The sequence below is a fragment of the Solitalea agri genome (assembly GCF_023914155.1).
Lineage (GTDB): Bacteria > Bacteroidota > Bacteroidia > Sphingobacteriales > Sphingobacteriaceae > Solitalea > Solitalea agri.
On the sequence record NZ_JAMWYS010000024.1, the window covers coordinates 485,862 to 502,614 of the forward strand.

A 16,753-nucleotide genomic window follows, 5' to 3' on the forward strand; every position below is an offset into this window, starting at 1 on the left:
GTCGGTATAACCTGATACTAACAACTAATTTCTAATAACTAAAAGCTAATAAATAACATGGCCAACGAAGTAAGTTACAGCACTTTTGACGTTGAGAGATTACGACAATTTACGATTGATATATTTTTGAAGATGGGAGTGCCTGCAAACGAGGCAGCACTAGCAGCAGATGTATTGATTAAAGCCGACCTTCGCGGAATTGATTCGCATGGTGTGGCGCGCTTAAGCGGCTATGTACGTTTATGGCAAAAAGGGCGAATTAACCCTACTCCTAATGTGCGGGTAGTTTACGAAACCCCAAGTACTGCTTCTGTAGATGGTGATGCCGGATTAGGATTAGTGGTAGCACCAAAAGCAATGGAAATTGCCTTGGAAAAGGCTGAAAAAGTAGGCTCTGGATGGATCTCGGTAAAAAACTCTAATCACTTTGGTATTGCCGCTTATCATGCCTTAATGGCCATTGAAAAAGATATGATCGGCATGTCGATGACCAACGCATCACCCCTGGTTGCTCCAACCTTTTCAACAGAAAGAATGCTGGGAACAAACCCAATTTGCTATGCTTTTCCTGCCGGTAAATATCCACCGGTAATTATGGATATGGCCACTTCTGCAGCGGCTAATGGCAAGCTTGAGATTGCTCAACGTAAAGATGTTGAAGTTCCTTCGGGATGGATACAAGATGCACAGGGCATTTCAACCTCTGATCCGAACGGGCTAAAAAAAGGCGGCTCATTATTGCCTTTAGGCAGCGACCGCGATCATGGAAGCCATAAAGGCTTTTGCTTAAGCTCTATTGTCGATATCCTTTCGGCTGTGCTTTCAGGTGCAAGTTACGGGCCCTGGGTCCCTCCTTTTGTGGCCTTTTTAGATCCATTGGAAAACCAACCCGGACAAGGAATTGGCCATTTCCTCGGAGCTATGCGTGTAGATGGTTTCCGCCCTGCTTCTGAATTTAAAAGCAACATGGATAATTGGATAGAGCGCTTTAAATCAGCCAAAACTTCTGCTGAGTACGACTCTGTTATCATCCCTGGTGAACCTGAAACCCAAGCTGAAGTAGAACGAAATCAATCAGGTATTCCTTTAATTTCGGTTGTTGTTGAAGACTTAAAGTGCCTATCGACAAAACTAAGTGTAGAGTTTCCAAAAGAACTTTAAATACTGCCATAACAGATCAGTGGGTAATACCTTAACGCCTCCTGATCTGTTAATTCTCAATTTCTTTTAGGCTTTGGGCATCCCACATTCCCTTTTTTTAGTTATCCTCTTTTGATAAAAACCCTTAGTTTTACAATTCATCTAAAAACAAATGAATTTAACCGTTGTTGGACTGGGCCTTATCGGAGGCTCTTTAGCTAAAGATTTACGTTCGAAATGTATAGCCAAACATATAATTGGCACCGATAAAAATATTGACCACTGCAAGAAAGCCCAGGAATTAGGAATAATCGATAGTTATCTTCCATTGGAGGAAGCAGTGAAGGACGCTGATTTAGTAATTGTTTCGGTACCTGTAAATGCAACACTAAAAGTTTTACCACAAGTACTAGATGCTATTTCAGACAAAACTGTGGTAATGGATGTTGGATCCACTAAATCCGAAATCTGCAAAGCAGTGGAAAATCATAGCAAAAGAAGTAATTACGTTGCCAACCACCCCATTGCAGGTACAGAAAATTCAGGTCCAACAGCTGCCATTGATGGACTATTTGATAAAAAAACAACTATCATTTGCGAAGAGGAAAAATCAGACCCCAAGGCTGTCCTATTAATCAAGGTTATTCACGAGGCTATAGGCATGCATGTTATCCATATGGGCGCTGAAGAACATGACCGACATATTGCATACGTTTCGCATCTTTCGCACGTGATTTCCTATGTATTGGGAAAAACAGTATTAGAGATTGAAAAAGATGAAACCAATATTTTTGAGTTGGCAGGTTCGGGATTTGCCTCTACCGCTCGTTTAGCCAAAAGTTCGCCTGAAATGTGGACGCCGATCTTCCTTCAGAATAAAAAATCACTGTTAAAATCGGTTGATGAATACCTAAAAAACTTGCAAGACTTTAGAGAGTTAATAGCCAATAACGATGCTGATTCCCTATTCACTGAAATTGGCAAGATAAACGATATACGACGGGTACTGGAAGGACTGGAATTAAAGCGAGCCAAAGGACATTAGAAACATCTAAAGAGGCTATCACTAGTAGATAGCGTCTTTAATTTAATATTCTTTACCCTGACTTTATCCGTTCATCAAAAATAAACTTCTGAACGGCTTGAATCTTCACCTTAGCAAATTCGGGATGGTTGGGATTGATCAAATAATTGTATTCATACTGTACAATAGAAGAAGGAACCTTTAACAGCAACGTTTCTCTGTCGGCAATCCATTGATCTCCCATTTGCTGTGTTCGTTGGTAAGCTTCGTTATCTACCTTATACCAATCTTTATGAATAGCAATTAATTCGTTTATGGTAATTTCTTTATCCTGTCCATCTGGAACCTCAATGACCATTAATGAATAATCTCCCAGCGACAGATCTGACCCATTTCTATGGACGGCATTTTCTAAACAAGCCAATGCAACGCTTCCTGTTGCATAGATCACAAAAACGCCATTTGAATTCCATCGCGCAGCAGAACCGGAACCTACTAGTTTTTGAGCGTATTTAGCGGAGGTAATTCTGTAAATCAGCATAGCTTTATGCTAAGGCCCCAAACTCAATTCTAATCAATTCTTCTTTTATCAACTCAATGCCTGTAATTGTATTTAGAAGTTCAATGGGCTTAGCAGCTAAACCAATACTTTTTGATTGCAACCACTTTTTAAAATTATCCAAACTCCCGATAGCTTCAATGCCTTTATCAAAAAGTTCAAACAGCTGTATTAAATGCTCACTAACGCCAATATCTAATTGTTTACTCTCTTTAATGTATGAGCGCAGGGTTTTTTCTGACATGCGCAACATGTTGGCAACATCAATTTGCGAGGCGCCTGAAAGGGTAATAATATCAGATAAAGCTTTTGCTGGCAACCCTTCTCGTATTACCCTTAATTGAGCCTGAGGATTACCCATTAAGGTTTGATAAGGAGCCAATGCTTCTGCAACCATAGAAACAGAAGGTTCATCATCTGTTATTTGATAAGTTGTTTTTTTAATAGCCGACATATATCCAAGTATTAACACCCCAATATACTTATTTCCTAAATAAATAGGAAATATTACCTATCAATTTAACTATTATTATCTGATTTATATTTTAACAAGTTTCCATCTGCCTCTTCTAAACATTAAAATAGCCGCCGTAGCCAATATCGATTCTGCCAGGGCTATTGCAATAAAAACGCCTTTGGGACCCATTTGTAAATGAACAGCCATAAAATACGCCACAGGAATTTGAATAGCCCAAAACCCAAACAGATTTAAAATAGTTGGAGTTCGAGTATCTCCCGCACCATTAAATGATGAACTCACCACCATCCCATAGGCATAAAACACATAGCCTAAACAAACATAGTGCAAACATTGAGTTCCGTACAATACCACTTGCTCGTCGGCAGAGAAAAAGCGAATGACTACTCGTGCAAAAATCCAAAAGATCAGACCCACAGACCCCAAGAACAACATATTAAAATAAGCAGTTCTCCATACCGACTTTTCAGCCCTTTCAGGGAACCCAGCTCCTAAATTTTGGCCTACCAATGTTGCGGCTGCATTTGCCATTCCCCAGGCAGGCATAATGGCGAATATCACTACCCGAATAGCAATAGTATACCCAGCCAATGCATCACTACCAAACATGGAAATAATTCTGATTAAAAAGATCCAACTGGCAGAAGCAATCAGAAACTGACCCGCTCCTCCTGCTGCAACATTCAGTAATCGGCCAATTATTGCAAGTTGCACCCTAATATTTTCCAGATGAATTTTAATAATACCCATCCCTTTAAATAAGTGATAAAGTTGATAAGCAACACCTATACTTCTACCAATGGTTGTTGCTATAGCCGCACCGGTAACACCGTATGCCGGTACTGGACCTAAACCGAAAATAAAAACAGGTCCCAATAAAATATTACAACTGTTAGAAATAATTAGTGACCGCATAGCCAAAGAGGCATCTCCAGCACCTCTAAATATTCCATTGATAAGAAATAGCAGAACGATAGAGAAATTTCCACCCAACATAATTCGGGTATATAAGTGCCCTTCTTCAATAACCTCTGCAGATGCCCCCATTAACTGCAAAATATCAGTAGCAAAATAAGCCCCCAATCCCCCAACAAGTGCTGCGAAAACAAGCCCAATATAAATAGCCTGAACCGCGGCTTCTGATGCAGCTTTTTCATTCTTCTCACCTATTCTACGAGCTATCATTGCTGTAGCTGCCATGCTCAAACCCATGGCTATTGAATAAATAATTGATAATGTTGATTCTGTTAAACCTACTGCCGCTACGGCATTTTTGCCTAATCGGCTCACATAAAATACGTCAACTATTGCGAACAGCGACTCCATCGCCATCTCGAGAACCATAGGTACAGAAAGCAATAAAATAGCTTTATCAATACTGCCGCTGGTAAAATCGGTTTCAGTGCCTTTAACAGCCTTTTTAAAAAGTGAATAAAATGCCCTTATTCTGGTAGAAATCTTCATAAACTTTAAAGGGTGAATAAATGGATAGCGCTGTCGATAACTAACAGATAAATGTATTCGGAAGAGATTTATAACATCATAAAGAATTAAAGGTAAGTAGAAATATTTAACAAAAACACGTTATACTTGAGTTTACTATTCAACTATGAAGGGCATAAAACGAACATCAGCTGCAACACTAATATTATTTCTAACACTCTCCATTCTTACAAGTAAATATGAAAGCGCCTCTGATGGCATAGATGAATATGGATTTCCATTGACTTTTTATAATCATTCTTCTGGCAAAAGAGATAGTTATGTTGAATTTGGTTTCAAACCCTATGCTTTACTTATCGACTTCGGTCTAATTGTAAGTTGCTTTTCCATTCCAATTCTGATCATCGCCAATATCAAGAAATCAAAATAAAATAACCTAAAAGCAAAGCGCCCGAAGGTTAATTTCGGGCGCTTTGCTTTATAACTCAACTAAATTATTAATGAATTCCACGGAACAAACGGCTCCAACGAATCTTATTAAAGAAACCTCCTTCTGATTCCCAGCTCATCCAAATAAACAAGGCTTTACCTACCACATGGTCTTCAGGAACAAATCCCCAGAAACGAGAATCTAATGAATTATGACGGTTATCACCCATCATAAAATAGTAATTCATTTTAAAGGTATAACTGTCAGTTTTTTGCCCGTTGATATAAAACCCATCAGGTTGTTCTTTCAACTCATTTTTTTCATAGAAATTAATACAACGACGATACAGTGCAATATTTTCTTTAGTAAGTTTTAAGGTTGCTCCTTTTTTAGGAACCCAAACCGGACCAAAATTATCTACGTTCCATTTAAAGGCTGGTTCTTGAGGATAAATAGAAGGATCGGCGATAGAATCAGGATAAATGAATTTTTGAACACTTTTTACACTCGAAAACTGCTTAATTTTCTCAGCGTTATCAGGAGTCATTGTTAAATCATAAACATTGTTACTGATCTTATCACCCGAAATATGCATTTCCTGCAAGGTTTTACGGTTTAAATCAGTGCCATCTGTTTGAACAGTATAATCCGTTTGCCCTTGATCTTGAATCGGTGCAGCTTTACCATTTACGTACGCTTCACCTTTAATTACGCTAATTGTATCTCCGCCAATGGCAATACAGCGTTTAATATAATTCTCCCGCTTATCCACCGGTCGGGGTTGTCCCGTTGCCGGGTCCACATCAACCGGATAGTTAAACACTACCACATCTCCATTTTTGATATCCTGAAAACCAGGAATACGATGATAACCCCACTGTACAGCATCTGAATAAGCTTTCATGCCTAAAATAGTATGATGAGCAAAAGGGAACGCTACCGGAGTCATTGGTGTGCGCGGACCATAATTAAGTTTACTAACAAACAAAAAGTCTCCTACCAACAATGATTTTTCCATCGAAGGAGTAGGAATGGTATACGCTTCAATAAAAAATGTACGAATTAAAGTCGCGGCTATAACCGCAAAAACGATAGCATCGGTCCATTCACGAGCTGCGGATTTCTTTTTAGTATCGGCGGCAGCAGTAGTGCCGTTCTTTTTCCAAAATTTCAAATTCATTGTTCTTGGCTTAGCAACCAAATATAATCGAAAAATTTATCTGCAAAACATTTTTTAAAAAGACAACATGTCTTTCATGGTGAAAACACCTTTTTTGTCTTTTAACCACTCAGCGGCTACTACAGCACCAGTGGCAAAACCTTTACGGTTAAAGGCCTCATGACGCAGATCGATACGATCGATCGATGACACATAACTAACCGTATGTGTTCCCGGAACTGCTTCCTGACGTAATGCTTCAATTAATACACTATCAGAAGCCACCTCCGGTTTTTCATTGCTTCCATCATTTAACCAATCAGCATAGTTTTGTTTACGATCAAGATTTTCAATAACACCTTCGGCTAAAGTTATTGCCGTTCCGCTAGGATGATCGAGCTTTTGTGTATGATGAATTTCTTCCATTTGCACTTCATACTCCGGAAAAGCATTCATTATTTTAGCCAGTACCTTATTGATATGAAAGGTAATATTCACACCGATACTAAAGTTGGTGGCATGAAAAAGGGCTTTTCCTTCAGTCAAGCTACGCTCCTTGATTTTATCAAATTCGGCATACCAACCGGTGGTTCCAACAACAATTGGAGTAGACGCTTTGAAACAAAGATCGATATTGCTCAATACCGTGGAAGGCGTACTAAACTCAATTGCCACATCGGCTTTAGAAAGATTTTCGATCGTTAAATCTTCCAGGTTAGTATCGTTAATTGTTAAAACTATTTCATGACCACGTTGCAAAGCAATCTGTTCGATTTCCTTACCCATTTTTCCGTAGCCCAATAATGCTATTTTCATGTTAACTGAAGATTTTATCTATTGAAGAGAATTATTTACCTATCTCTTTAAGGTAAACTTTAAGCTTAATCCTACTGAATAAGTGGACATTCCACGGTATGCAAAACTATGATTTAATGATGGCCCGATTTTTAGCGACAGATCATCACTCACATCAAAATTGGAAAGCTCGGCATCTACGTAGGCATCAATAACCTGAGCGGCATACAATGCCACTGAACCAATTATACAAAGGTCACGGTTACGTTTGTAAAAATCTTTTGCAGCGATAATTTGCGCCTCGGACACATTTGCATAATCAGGGTTACCTGTATTAGGATCATCATCAGTTTTATAAATGTATTCATTCAAAAACTCTGTATAATATTTTTGATTGAAACTAATGCCATAACCCAATGCAACAAAGCCTCCATAAACGAGTGGAAGCTTCCAATAACGTTTGTTATAGATTTGACCCAAACCCGGCACTACTGCTGAACGAAATACTGCGGTATTAGGGTCTTTAGGAGTTCTTACCTTTTTCTTTTTTACAACAGATTCAACCTCTCCTTTTTTTACTGTGTCCGCTTTAATTATTGGATTGGCCTGCTTTAAACTGTCGGTTGTATTTTGAGCCCAAACCGAACCTGCACTTATGAGTACAAACAACGCCACCAAAAGGTAGCGTGCTTGAATAATATATTTAGTTGGCCTCAATATCACTTAACCTAATAATTCCAGAATTCTGTTCAAATCATTAGTAGACAGAACAGGGATTTCAATTTTGCCTTTTCCGTTATCATCAATACGCAAGGCGATCTTAGTTCCGAAGCGTGAAGAAAGCTCATCTTGTACTTTTTTAAGTTGATACGACATAGTAGTGGGCTCTTTGCGTTCAACAGGCTCCGCTTTTTTGCCAAGCTCTCTTACAAGCTCTTCTACTTTACGAACTGAAAGATCCTTTTCAATGATCTGGCGATAGATCCATAATTGCTTATCAATATCAGCCACGTTGATAATTGCACGAGCATGTCCCATTGAAATACGCCCATCACGAATACCTGCCTGAACTACTGGAGGTAATTTTAATAAACGAAGATAATTGGTAACAGTAGAACGGTTTTTACTTACACGTTCACCCAGCTCTTCTTGCTTTAAACCTACTTCATCAATCATTCGCTGGAAACTGATGGCAATCTCGATAGCATTCAGGTCTTCACGCTGAATGTTTTCGATAAGGCCCATTTCCAACATTTCCTGATCGTTGGCGGTACGGATATAAGCTGGAACTTCTGTTAAGCCGGCAATTTTTGAAGCCCGTAAACGACGTTCACCCGAAATCAACTGATATTGATTATCGTTAAGCTTACGTAGGGTAAGCGGCTGAATAATCCCCTGAACTTTGATCGAATCTGCTAGCTCACCTAATGCCAGTTCATCAAAATCAGTTCGAGGCTGAAACGGGTTGGTATCAATTTTATTGATATCGATAAACGAAATCGAACCAGCCACAGCCGCTGCCGGTGAAGCAGGCGACGGTTTATGTAAATTTTCGTGAATTTCTGTAGTGTCATTTTCTGCCAGCAAGGCACCCAAACCCTTTCCTAAAGCACTTTTTTTAATGGCACTCATTTCTATTGCGTTTTAAGTTAATAAATTGGCTTTCGCCTAACCATTCTATATTGCATAACCCCAGCCGAACCGACCGGGGTTAGTTAAATTAAAAATATTTTATTGATCTGATGAACCATCAGATCAAAATATTAGTCTCCTACTTCTGCCGCTTCTGCGCCTGCTTCAGTAGCAATGCCGTTCTTACGCAGTAATTCACGAGCTAGGTTAAGATAGTTCACAGCTCCTTTGCTTGATGCATCGTGCATAATTGCTGATACTCCAAAACTTGGGGCCTCACTTAACTTAGTATTACGTGCAATAATGGTATCAAATACTAAATCCTGGAAGTGGGTTTTCACCTCTTCAACCACCTGATTTGACAAACGCAAGCGAACGTCGTACATGGTTAACAGAATACCTTCAATTTGAAGATTAGTATTTAAACGAGATTGAACAATCTTAATTGTATTCAATAATTTTCCTAAACCTTCCAATGCGAAGTACTCACATTGTACCGGTACAATTACTGAATCGGCTGCTACTAACGAGTTGATTGTAATTAAACCCAATGAAGGAGAACAATCGATAATGATAAAATCATATTGATCCCTAATCGAATCCAATACTTTTTTCATTTTAAACTCACGCTCCGGCAAATTGATCATCTCAATTTCAGCACCTACAAGGTCGATGTGCGCTGGAAGAAGATCCAAATTTGGAGTGGTAGTTTTAATAATAGCATCTTTTGGATCCAGGTCATTAATGATACACTCATAAACACTGGATTTAATACTACGAGGGTCATAACCCGTACCCGATGTGCTGTTTGCCTGCGGATCGGCGTCGATCAACAAAGTTTTAAAATCAAGCACTCCAAGGCTCGCAGCAAGGTTGATGGCTGACGTGGTTTTACCTACTCCACCTTTTTGATTGGCAAGCGCAATAATTTTACTCATTAGCTGTGGTATGATTAACTGTTAAAATGTGCTTATTATGGCTTATTTAGTGGCTTAGTCTATATTTTTGTTAGTTTTGCCCCCGGCTTTTCAAAGCGCCTAAAGATACAACTTTAAACAAAAAATTACAGGCCTTATTAACATTGGCAATAACCAAAATATTCAACAGAATAACAAAGTATATTTTCAACATATGATTTCTATTATAGCCGGAACCAATCGTCATGATAGCAAAACACTGCTGGTTGCTAAATTTTACCAGCAGATATTGGCGCAAAAAAACGTTGACGCTCACTTAATCTCCTTGTGCGATTTACCGGATAACATGCTCAAATCTGATTTATATGGCCGCCGCAGCGAGCAATTTCAATTAATTCAGGATAAGGTTAGCGCCACAACTAAATTTATTTTTGTGATCCCCGAATACAATGGAAGCTTTCCGGGTGTATTAAAATTATTTATCGATGGATGTAAGTTTCCGGAAAGTTTCTCGGGTAAAAAGGCAGCTTTAGTCGGCATTGCCGATGGCACTTATGGCAATATCAGGGGAGTTGAACACTTCACCGGCATTTGCAATTATATTGGAATAACGGTTTTACCTACTCGTATTCATATCCCAAAAATAAACTCGGTTTTAGATACCCAAGGAGCCATTATTGATCCTACCACGTTAAAATTTGTAAACGATCAGATCGATAAGCTTCTAGTTTTTTAGATTACTGATTTTAATTTGCTTACACCGATCCTAATTCAATCGGTGTAAGCAAATTAAAATAGAAATAATCCTAAAGAGATATCTTAACCCAACCCTCGCCTTCAAATCCAAAATAAAACTGTTTCGGGTTAATTAATTCGGCCATTAATTCTAAATGATCGACCAACTGAGCATCGCTAGCTCCATAAAATTCAGCTGAATTTACAATAAACAAGCGATTGCTTTTCGCTGCAAATAATTCTCCTAAACTGCTCATGGGCACTTGCTCGAATACAGCCGACAGCGTTTGAGGTATATCCAATTCTTTTATAGCAAACACCATTATTTCTGGATCGATTGATTTAAGATCATCCCATGACTGAACACCTGATAATTCAATCAAACTTCCACCCACCAAACTCACCAACTCTTTATTAACACTGGCTAATTTTAATGGGTTCAAACCCTCGATAATAGCAATAGAAGGTTTATCGGTAACATATTTAAGCTTGTGTTCGATAATATCAATACGGGTTTCCAAATCTTCACGAAGTTCGGCAGAAACATTCCTCAATAGTTGTTCGTGGCTATGCATATTATTTACGAATTAGCTTATTTTCGCTGCAAAGGTAATAATTGATTACAATTTGAAAATGAAAATCATCCCCCATGCCTCTTTCAAAGGTGGATTGTGTATCGGACTCTTTTTACTGATTGCTTTTTTCTGTTTCTCTTGCTCTTCAGATAAAGAAAACTCTGAAAAAAAAGTTTTCAATCTCAATCTCGACCAAGGCGTAACCTCACTCGATCCGGCATTTGCCCGCAACAACAATAATATCTGGTGCGACCACATGCTTTTTAACGGCTTATTGCAGCTAAGTGACAGCTTAAAGGCAGTTCCTTCCATTGCTAAAAGTTTTGAATTGAGTAATGACGGTTTATCCTACACCTTCCATTTGCGCCACGATGTTTTCTTTCACGATGATGAGCATTTTGCTGGTGGAAATGGAAGAAAGGTGGTAGCGGCTGATTTCGTTTATAGTTTCAATCGAATTATTGATCCGAAGGTAGCTTCTTCAGGTTCATGGATCTTCAACGATAGGATAAGTGATAAAACACCATTTGAAGCACTGAATGATTCTACTTTCCGCATCAACCTAAAAAAGCCTTTCCCTGCTTTTCCAAGCTTGTTAACGGGGCAATACTGCGTTGTAGTGCCTCATGAAGTGGCCGAGTTCTATGGCAAGGATTTTAGAAATCATCCGGTGGGTACGGGCCCTTTCAAATTCAAACATTGGAAAGAAGGGGAAATCATGGTATTCCTTAAAAACGAAAAATATTTTGAAAAGGAAGGAAATGACCGGCTTCCCTATCTTGATGCTGTGAAGATCACTTTCATTGCCGATAAGCAAACGGCCTTTATGGAGTTCATTAAGCATAATCTCGATTTCTTTAACAATATTGATGGTAGTTACCGCGATGATATTTTAACCAAATCCGGAAAGTTGCAGGAGAAGTACCGGGGGAAATTCGTGCTGTTAAAAGGGCCTTATTTGAACACCGAATACATTGGTATGCTGGTTGACAGCAATATGGCCATAGTAAAAAACAGTCCGTTTAAAGATAAGCGTTTTCGCCAGGCAATTAACTATGCAATTGACCGAAACCAACTAGTTAAGTATTTACGTAACAGTGTTGGCACACCAGCCTACCAGGGTTTTATTCCTAAAGGCATGCCCGGCTTTGATGAAAAGAAAGTTGTGGGATATACCTTTAAACCTGAAAAATCGAAGCAGCTGTTAGCCCAAATGGGTTACCCCAATGGAAAAGGTCTGCCAGAAATTACCTTGCATACCACCACCACCTATCGCGATTTGATAGAGTTTGTTCAGGGCCAATTAAGTGATGTAGGAATTAAAACCAAGGTTGAAGTCCAGCCGGGTGCCAGCTTGCGCGAAATGATCTCGAAAAACGGGGTTAACTTTTTCCGTGGCTCATGGTCAGCCGATTTTCCCGACGCAGAGAACTACTTATCAGTTTTCTATTCGAAAAACTACGTTCCTATTGGACCAAATTACACCAGCTTTAAAAGTAAACGATTTGACGAGCTTTTTGAAAAGTCTTATTATGAAACCAATGATTCGGCACGTTATCAGCTATACCATCAAATGGATAACCTGGTAATGGAAGAAGCGCCGGTGTTAGTATTGTTTTATGACCAACTGGTAAACATGTATCAGAATAATATTACCGGCTATCACACCAATGCATTAAACCTGTTGAATTTAAAGAGGGTAAAGAAGAATTAATTATTAGAAGCTCGGCCTAAGCAATTGAAGTTTCCTTACGCTTTACCGTTTTTAATAACAAATAGGTAATTGTTGCTGCTACCAAACCGGCAACAATGGCAAGAGAAATACTTCCATATAGATATTGCCAGAAGTTATTCTTAATAACCTCCATTGAGATTTCGGAGCTAAAGCTTAGAGTCATTGCGTTGGATCCCAGCCATAATCCACCCATTTTATAGCTTAAAAAGATGATCAAGGGAATCATTGGTGGAAAACTGATATGCGAAAAAACGGCCACAAGCACCTTGTTAAGTCTTAAAACAAATGCAAAAAAAATACCTGCAACCATTTGAAATCCCCAAATGGGTAGAATTCCCATAAAAACACCCAACCCAACCGAAAGCGCCTTCATTTCATCTTTCTGATCTTTATTCAGTAAATGATTGTTCACAAATGCTTTTACCCGCTCACGGCTAAAAAAAACCAGAATAGCGTTGCAGATTTTTCGAACGAAAAATCTCAATCGGTTTAAAGCAATTTTAACCCGGCCGCCTTTTATATCGGGCGAATGTGAATCCTTTTGTAAGACTACTTTTTCTTCAGCAACCGGCTTCATGCTACTTTCATTTTTTACGAGCGGCAAAAATAGCAGAAAAAACAAGACTGGTATTTAACACCAATGTCAAGTTTACACTCATTTTACAAAGAAGCATCTGTAATAATAAAGCAAATAGTCCCAACCTACAGGTCGGGACTACATAAGAAAGTTCGATCAAGGTACTTTTTAAGGTATTTTAAATCGATTTATTTTAAGATCTTCAATTCAAACACCTCCATACCTTTTAAAGTGAAACTATCCTGAACAGAAAGGGATCTACCAGTTTTGATATCAATCATAGTGGTTGGTTTAAGGTTTTGCCACTCAATTGAGATTTGTCTTTCTACTTCTTCAGGGTTATAAAGTCGGATTATAAAACCTCCATCTGCTTGAGGTGTAATGGATGTAACTACGACCCGATCATTGCTCAAATGAAACAAACTGCCTTTACTCATTAGCTTTTCATTTACCGGCAAGGCTATCAGTGCTTGGGTAAATTCCGTACCTATTTTTTCATTTTCAGCAAAGCTGAGCTTGTCATGCGGACGCAACGCGTATCTAAAGTGAATCGCACCACTCTGGTCAGCTTTGTAATTGGTATGCCAGTAGTTATTCATCACATAGCTAAACCAGGTTGAAGTTGGCTTCCCTTCTTTCTTCCATTCCTTATGACTTGGAGCCACCGTTAGACGCTCGTCAATCATATTTACGGGCTCAACCAATGGAGCTTCTAATAACATCCACTGAACACCTTTATCCGAGGCAGTAACATCCAACCAGCGACGGCCATATAAGTAATCCATGTTTGAACCGGGGAGTTGGTCAGTAATAAATTGCATTGAACCATAACCAGCATCTAACCAGGTTTTATCCAATAATTGATTAAAAGGAAACCCAAAGTGTACAGATTCTTTACTACGAATCGCCTTCTTGTCTACTATATTTTCAATCTCTACTTCTTGCCCATCTGATAACAATGTAATTTTCCGTTCCAGTTTATTGGCACCGGGAGCATCAGACCTGATGTTTATAGATGTTATCACCGGGCCGCTTTCCAACACATTTACCTGCACCTGACTATTGGTTTGGGCATCCGCAGGATTTAAGCCTGGTACATACCAATAGCTGTTTAAACCCTGATCATTAAATGAACCGGCAAAATTAAAGTCATTTGTCGTTTCCAATTTGGTAATGCTGCCATTGGCTTTATCCCATTGAACAGACACTTTTTCATTCGAAAGGGAGTTATCAATCAGTTTGATTTTAGAGGTTGATTTTACTTCCGTATTTGAAAGTTCATAGATTGTCGTTCCTAATGCCGGAACATCAGTGGCCATAAATACCAAAGTTCCATTACTCAATTTTTGCACCGGCAACAATTTACCTGAAGCAGCTTTCACTGATTTTGCATTACTACCTTCAGGCAACATTACCACTCCGCTACGCTTCCACGATAAAGTGTTGAATACCGCAATTTTCTTTGAAGACTGGTCCGTCACGGGTAGCAAGAGTTCCTTTTCCAGGGCATTGATCTGCTGATCGGCATCAAGCATAAACTGCTTTTTTATGCCCCATTGTTGGGTTACGAAAGGAACATCTGGCTCGGAAATGCTATTGAATGCACCCCAGGTATGTTCATGGAACATGATCACATTTTTCCAGGCTTCATAAAATTTATCGGTATTATACTTTTGAGGATTAACCATTGAATAGAGCGTGGTCAATTGTTGTAATCGCAAGCTGTTTACACGGTTCTTCCCTTCTTCCTCTGCAGTTGAAGCTGCCCCATCTTCCCAATAAGGGCTAATATCCCCGCTAACAGTTTTTAACTCTGTACCATGTTTCTTTTCAAATTCCTCAAATAATTTATCAGTTGTGTTCAACACAATTTTGGGAGAAGAATAGGTCTTGTTCCATTGATCAACAAAACGTGAAATGGCCGTATCAATTGGTCCATTGTCGGAAACGACGTTATAACGCCATTGCACCATTTCATAAGGGTAATTATTTTGATCGAGCTGATTGAGGTAGGCAGCAATTTTTCCAGGGCCACGTTCAAAAATGCCCCCCGGAGCCATGCCATGCCATGAAGAGTAACCTTTAGCCCCCGCCCAGAATAACACCTTTTCTTCGCCCGATGGAGAAGCCCACCAAACCGGTTTATCACCCCAGGTTTTTACAAAATATCCTGCACGATCGCCCCAATAAGGGTGAGTATCACCCAGAAAATTAGGGCCGCTTGAAAAATAACGAACCCCTCCTTTTGCCAAAGCAGTGACCGTTGTCCAGGCAAAGCCAGGCACATCCGAAATCATAGCGCTATTCATGTTAAAGCCAAACTCTTTCTTCAGCTTTTCGGCATAGTCGGTGTAATGAAACATTTCTTCAGGCTCACTTAAGCCCGTTAAAATATTGGCATACAAGGCCGACAAGCAAATACTGCCCTCTTTAACCGCTTTAACAAATTTTTCTTTTTGGTCAGGCGAAGCTTGATTGAGGTAATTTTCCACCGCCCATAACGATTCAATATTCCATTTGAACCGAGCCTCTATCGGCAGATCTTTGGTTTTCTCGATCATCAGCAAAGCATCATCAATATTTTTATTGTGGATTTTCACTACCTCCGGCTGCAGATGTGAATAACCGATATCAGTATGCGAATGATGAATGAAATGTAATTCGCGATATTTCACAGGATTTAAGGGCACATATTTATTGACCAACACATTTTTACCCGACACTACCTTTACTTTAGCACTGTCTTTAGTTGAAACCGCATCCACAGGAATATCAAACTTATTTACGCCATTATGTACTGTATAAGTAAACGAATTCTTGTCATTAATTTTCACCTGAAGTGGCCCATCATTGCCAAAGTGTAATGCGGTTAATGCAATGATCTGTTTCCCATTTTTTAAGAGAAAAGGTCTTGGATCGAGATCGGCCTTTTCTTGAAAAGAAAACTTAAAGGCCATGTACCAGTCGTTGCTGTTTTCGGCTTGCCCTACTATTTTTAACTTAAGGGACTGACCGGGTTTCACTTTACTTACCGGCAGACGTAGAAATGCCAGGCCATGGGCATCATTGGCTCCATCTCTTTTAGTTTGATGAAAAACTAATGCAGAACTATCAGCGGCAACAAATTTCCAATCAGGCTGTTTGTGCGCTGGGTAAGTGGTAAAAGTGAGGAGTTTTTCATCATTCAAATAGAGGTCAAAATTGCGATCGCCTTTGCTGGTTCCCGATGAATGGGCCGCCACCCAACTAAAGTAAACATATTTTCCACTGAGCTTTTGTGGCACCGGTGCCGTTTCCCAGGCAATTTCTTTTTTCCCATCTGTGCAGCGGGTTAGCAAGGCTGTAGTTGCATAATCAGGATAGGCCGAATCATAATTGATATTTTCACCCTTTATCTCTTTTGCATAGCCGTTAATCCATTGGATCTTTCCAAAATAAGGGACATTTAACTGGGCTTGAAGTTTAACTGCAATACCCAGTAACATTATTGAAAGGATCACTTTCTTCATATATCTTCTTCCTATTTTAAACTAATTTTTTTGCTAAAAATGTTC

Annotated in this window: 16 protein-coding genes; 5 read left to right on the forward strand and 11 right to left on the reverse strand. The window is 39.3% G+C overall.

Translation table 11 applies throughout. The features are described from left to right. Positions 1-57 precede the first annotated feature (57 nt). Both NF867_RS06830 and NF867_RS06835 read left to right on the forward strand, forming a co-directional pair. Positions 58-1,161 carry an Ldh family oxidoreductase gene (locus NF867_RS06830; protein ID WP_252587054.1) on the forward strand — a complete coding sequence of 368 codons (1,104 nt, stop codon included), beginning with the start codon at positions 58-60 and terminating at the stop codon, positions 1,159-1,161. Between the two features lie 151 nt (positions 1,162-1,312). Beyond that, positions 1,313-2,185 carry a prephenate dehydrogenase gene (locus NF867_RS06835; protein ID WP_252587055.1) on the forward strand — a complete coding sequence of 291 codons (873 nt, stop codon included), beginning with the start codon at positions 1,313-1,315 and terminating at the stop codon, positions 2,183-2,185. A gap of 52 nt (positions 2,186-2,237) precedes the next feature. Here NF867_RS06835 and NF867_RS06840 read toward each other — a convergent pair whose 3' ends face one another. From NF867_RS06840 to NF867_RS06850, 3 genes are all read right to left on the reverse strand, one after another. Then, positions 2,238-2,705: an RES family NAD+ phosphorylase gene (locus NF867_RS06840; protein WP_252587056.1), complete on the reverse strand. Its 468-nt coding sequence runs from the start codon at positions 2,703-2,705 to the stop codon at positions 2,238-2,240. 4 nt (positions 2,706-2,709) lie between these two features. Further along, positions 2,710-3,177: a type II RES/Xre toxin-antitoxin system antitoxin gene (gene parS / locus NF867_RS06845; RefSeq protein ID WP_252587057.1), complete on the reverse strand. Its 468-nt coding sequence runs from the start codon at positions 3,175-3,177 to the stop codon at positions 2,710-2,712. 84 nt (positions 3,178-3,261) lie between these two features. Then, positions 3,262-4,665, reverse strand: a complete 1,404-nt coding sequence (locus tag NF867_RS06850; RefSeq protein ID WP_252587058.1) for an MATE family efflux transporter — start codon at positions 4,663-4,665, stop codon at positions 3,262-3,264. Positions 4,666-4,810: 145 nt separating this feature from the next. Here NF867_RS06850 and NF867_RS06855 point away from each other — a divergent pair, with 145 nt between their 5' ends. Then, complete coding sequence (locus NF867_RS06855; RefSeq protein WP_252587059.1) at positions 4,811-5,074, forward strand: hypothetical protein; 264 nt, start codon at positions 4,811-4,813, stop codon at positions 5,072-5,074. Between the two features lie 67 nt (positions 5,075-5,141). Here the strand turns inward: NF867_RS06855 and lepB are convergent, their stop codons facing one another. From lepB to NF867_RS06880, 5 genes are all read right to left on the reverse strand, one after another. Next, positions 5,142-6,254, reverse strand: coding sequence for a signal peptidase I (gene lepB, locus NF867_RS06860; protein WP_252587060.1), 1,113 nt, complete (start codon positions 6,252-6,254; stop codon positions 5,142-5,144). 54 nt (positions 6,255-6,308) lie between these two features. Beyond that, positions 6,309-7,049: a 4-hydroxy-tetrahydrodipicolinate reductase gene (gene dapB / locus NF867_RS06865; RefSeq protein ID WP_252587061.1), complete on the reverse strand. Its 741-nt coding sequence runs from the start codon at positions 7,047-7,049 to the stop codon at positions 6,309-6,311. Between the two features lie 39 nt (positions 7,050-7,088). Next, positions 7,089-7,703 carry a DUF5683 domain-containing protein gene (locus NF867_RS06870; RefSeq protein ID WP_252587062.1) on the reverse strand — a complete coding sequence of 205 codons (615 nt, stop codon included), beginning with the start codon at positions 7,701-7,703 and terminating at the stop codon, positions 7,089-7,091. A 48-nt stretch (positions 7,704-7,751) separates the two neighbouring features. After that, on the reverse strand, positions 7,752-8,660 hold the full coding sequence (locus tag NF867_RS06875) for a ParB/RepB/Spo0J family partition protein (protein ID WP_252587063.1): 909 nt from the start codon (positions 8,658-8,660) through the stop codon (positions 7,752-7,754). Positions 8,661-8,791: 131 nt separating this feature from the next. Further along, complete coding sequence (locus NF867_RS06880; RefSeq protein ID WP_252587064.1) at positions 8,792-9,598, reverse strand: ParA family protein; 807 nt, start codon at positions 9,596-9,598, stop codon at positions 8,792-8,794. Positions 9,599-9,791: 193 nt separating this feature from the next. Here NF867_RS06880 and NF867_RS06885 point away from each other — a divergent pair, with 193 nt between their 5' ends. Continuing rightward, on the forward strand, positions 9,792-10,313 hold the full coding sequence (locus NF867_RS06885) for an NADPH-dependent FMN reductase (RefSeq protein ID WP_252587065.1): 522 nt from the start codon (positions 9,792-9,794) through the stop codon (positions 10,311-10,313). A gap of 70 nt (positions 10,314-10,383) precedes the next feature. Here NF867_RS06885 and NF867_RS06890 read toward each other — a convergent pair whose 3' ends face one another. Beyond that, positions 10,384-10,887, reverse strand: coding sequence for a substrate-binding domain-containing protein (locus tag NF867_RS06890; protein ID WP_252587066.1), 504 nt, complete (start codon positions 10,885-10,887; stop codon positions 10,384-10,386). Positions 10,888-10,945: 58 nt separating this feature from the next. Here NF867_RS06890 and NF867_RS06895 point away from each other — a divergent pair, with 58 nt between their 5' ends. After that, entirely contained in the window at positions 10,946-12,601 is a 1,656-nt protein-coding gene (locus tag NF867_RS06895) for an ABC transporter substrate-binding protein (protein WP_252587067.1), read from the forward strand. 16 nt (positions 12,602-12,617) lie between these two features. Here the strand turns inward: NF867_RS06895 and NF867_RS06900 are convergent, their stop codons facing one another. After that, positions 12,618-13,199 carry a DUF2062 domain-containing protein gene (locus NF867_RS06900; protein WP_252587068.1) on the reverse strand — a complete coding sequence of 194 codons (582 nt, stop codon included), beginning with the start codon at positions 13,197-13,199 and terminating at the stop codon, positions 12,618-12,620. A gap of 188 nt (positions 13,200-13,387) precedes the next feature. Further along, positions 13,388-16,708: a glycoside hydrolase family 38 N-terminal domain-containing protein gene (locus NF867_RS06905; RefSeq protein WP_252587069.1), complete on the reverse strand. Its 3,321-nt coding sequence runs from the start codon at positions 16,706-16,708 to the stop codon at positions 13,388-13,390. Positions 16,709-16,753: the final 45 nt, after the last annotated feature.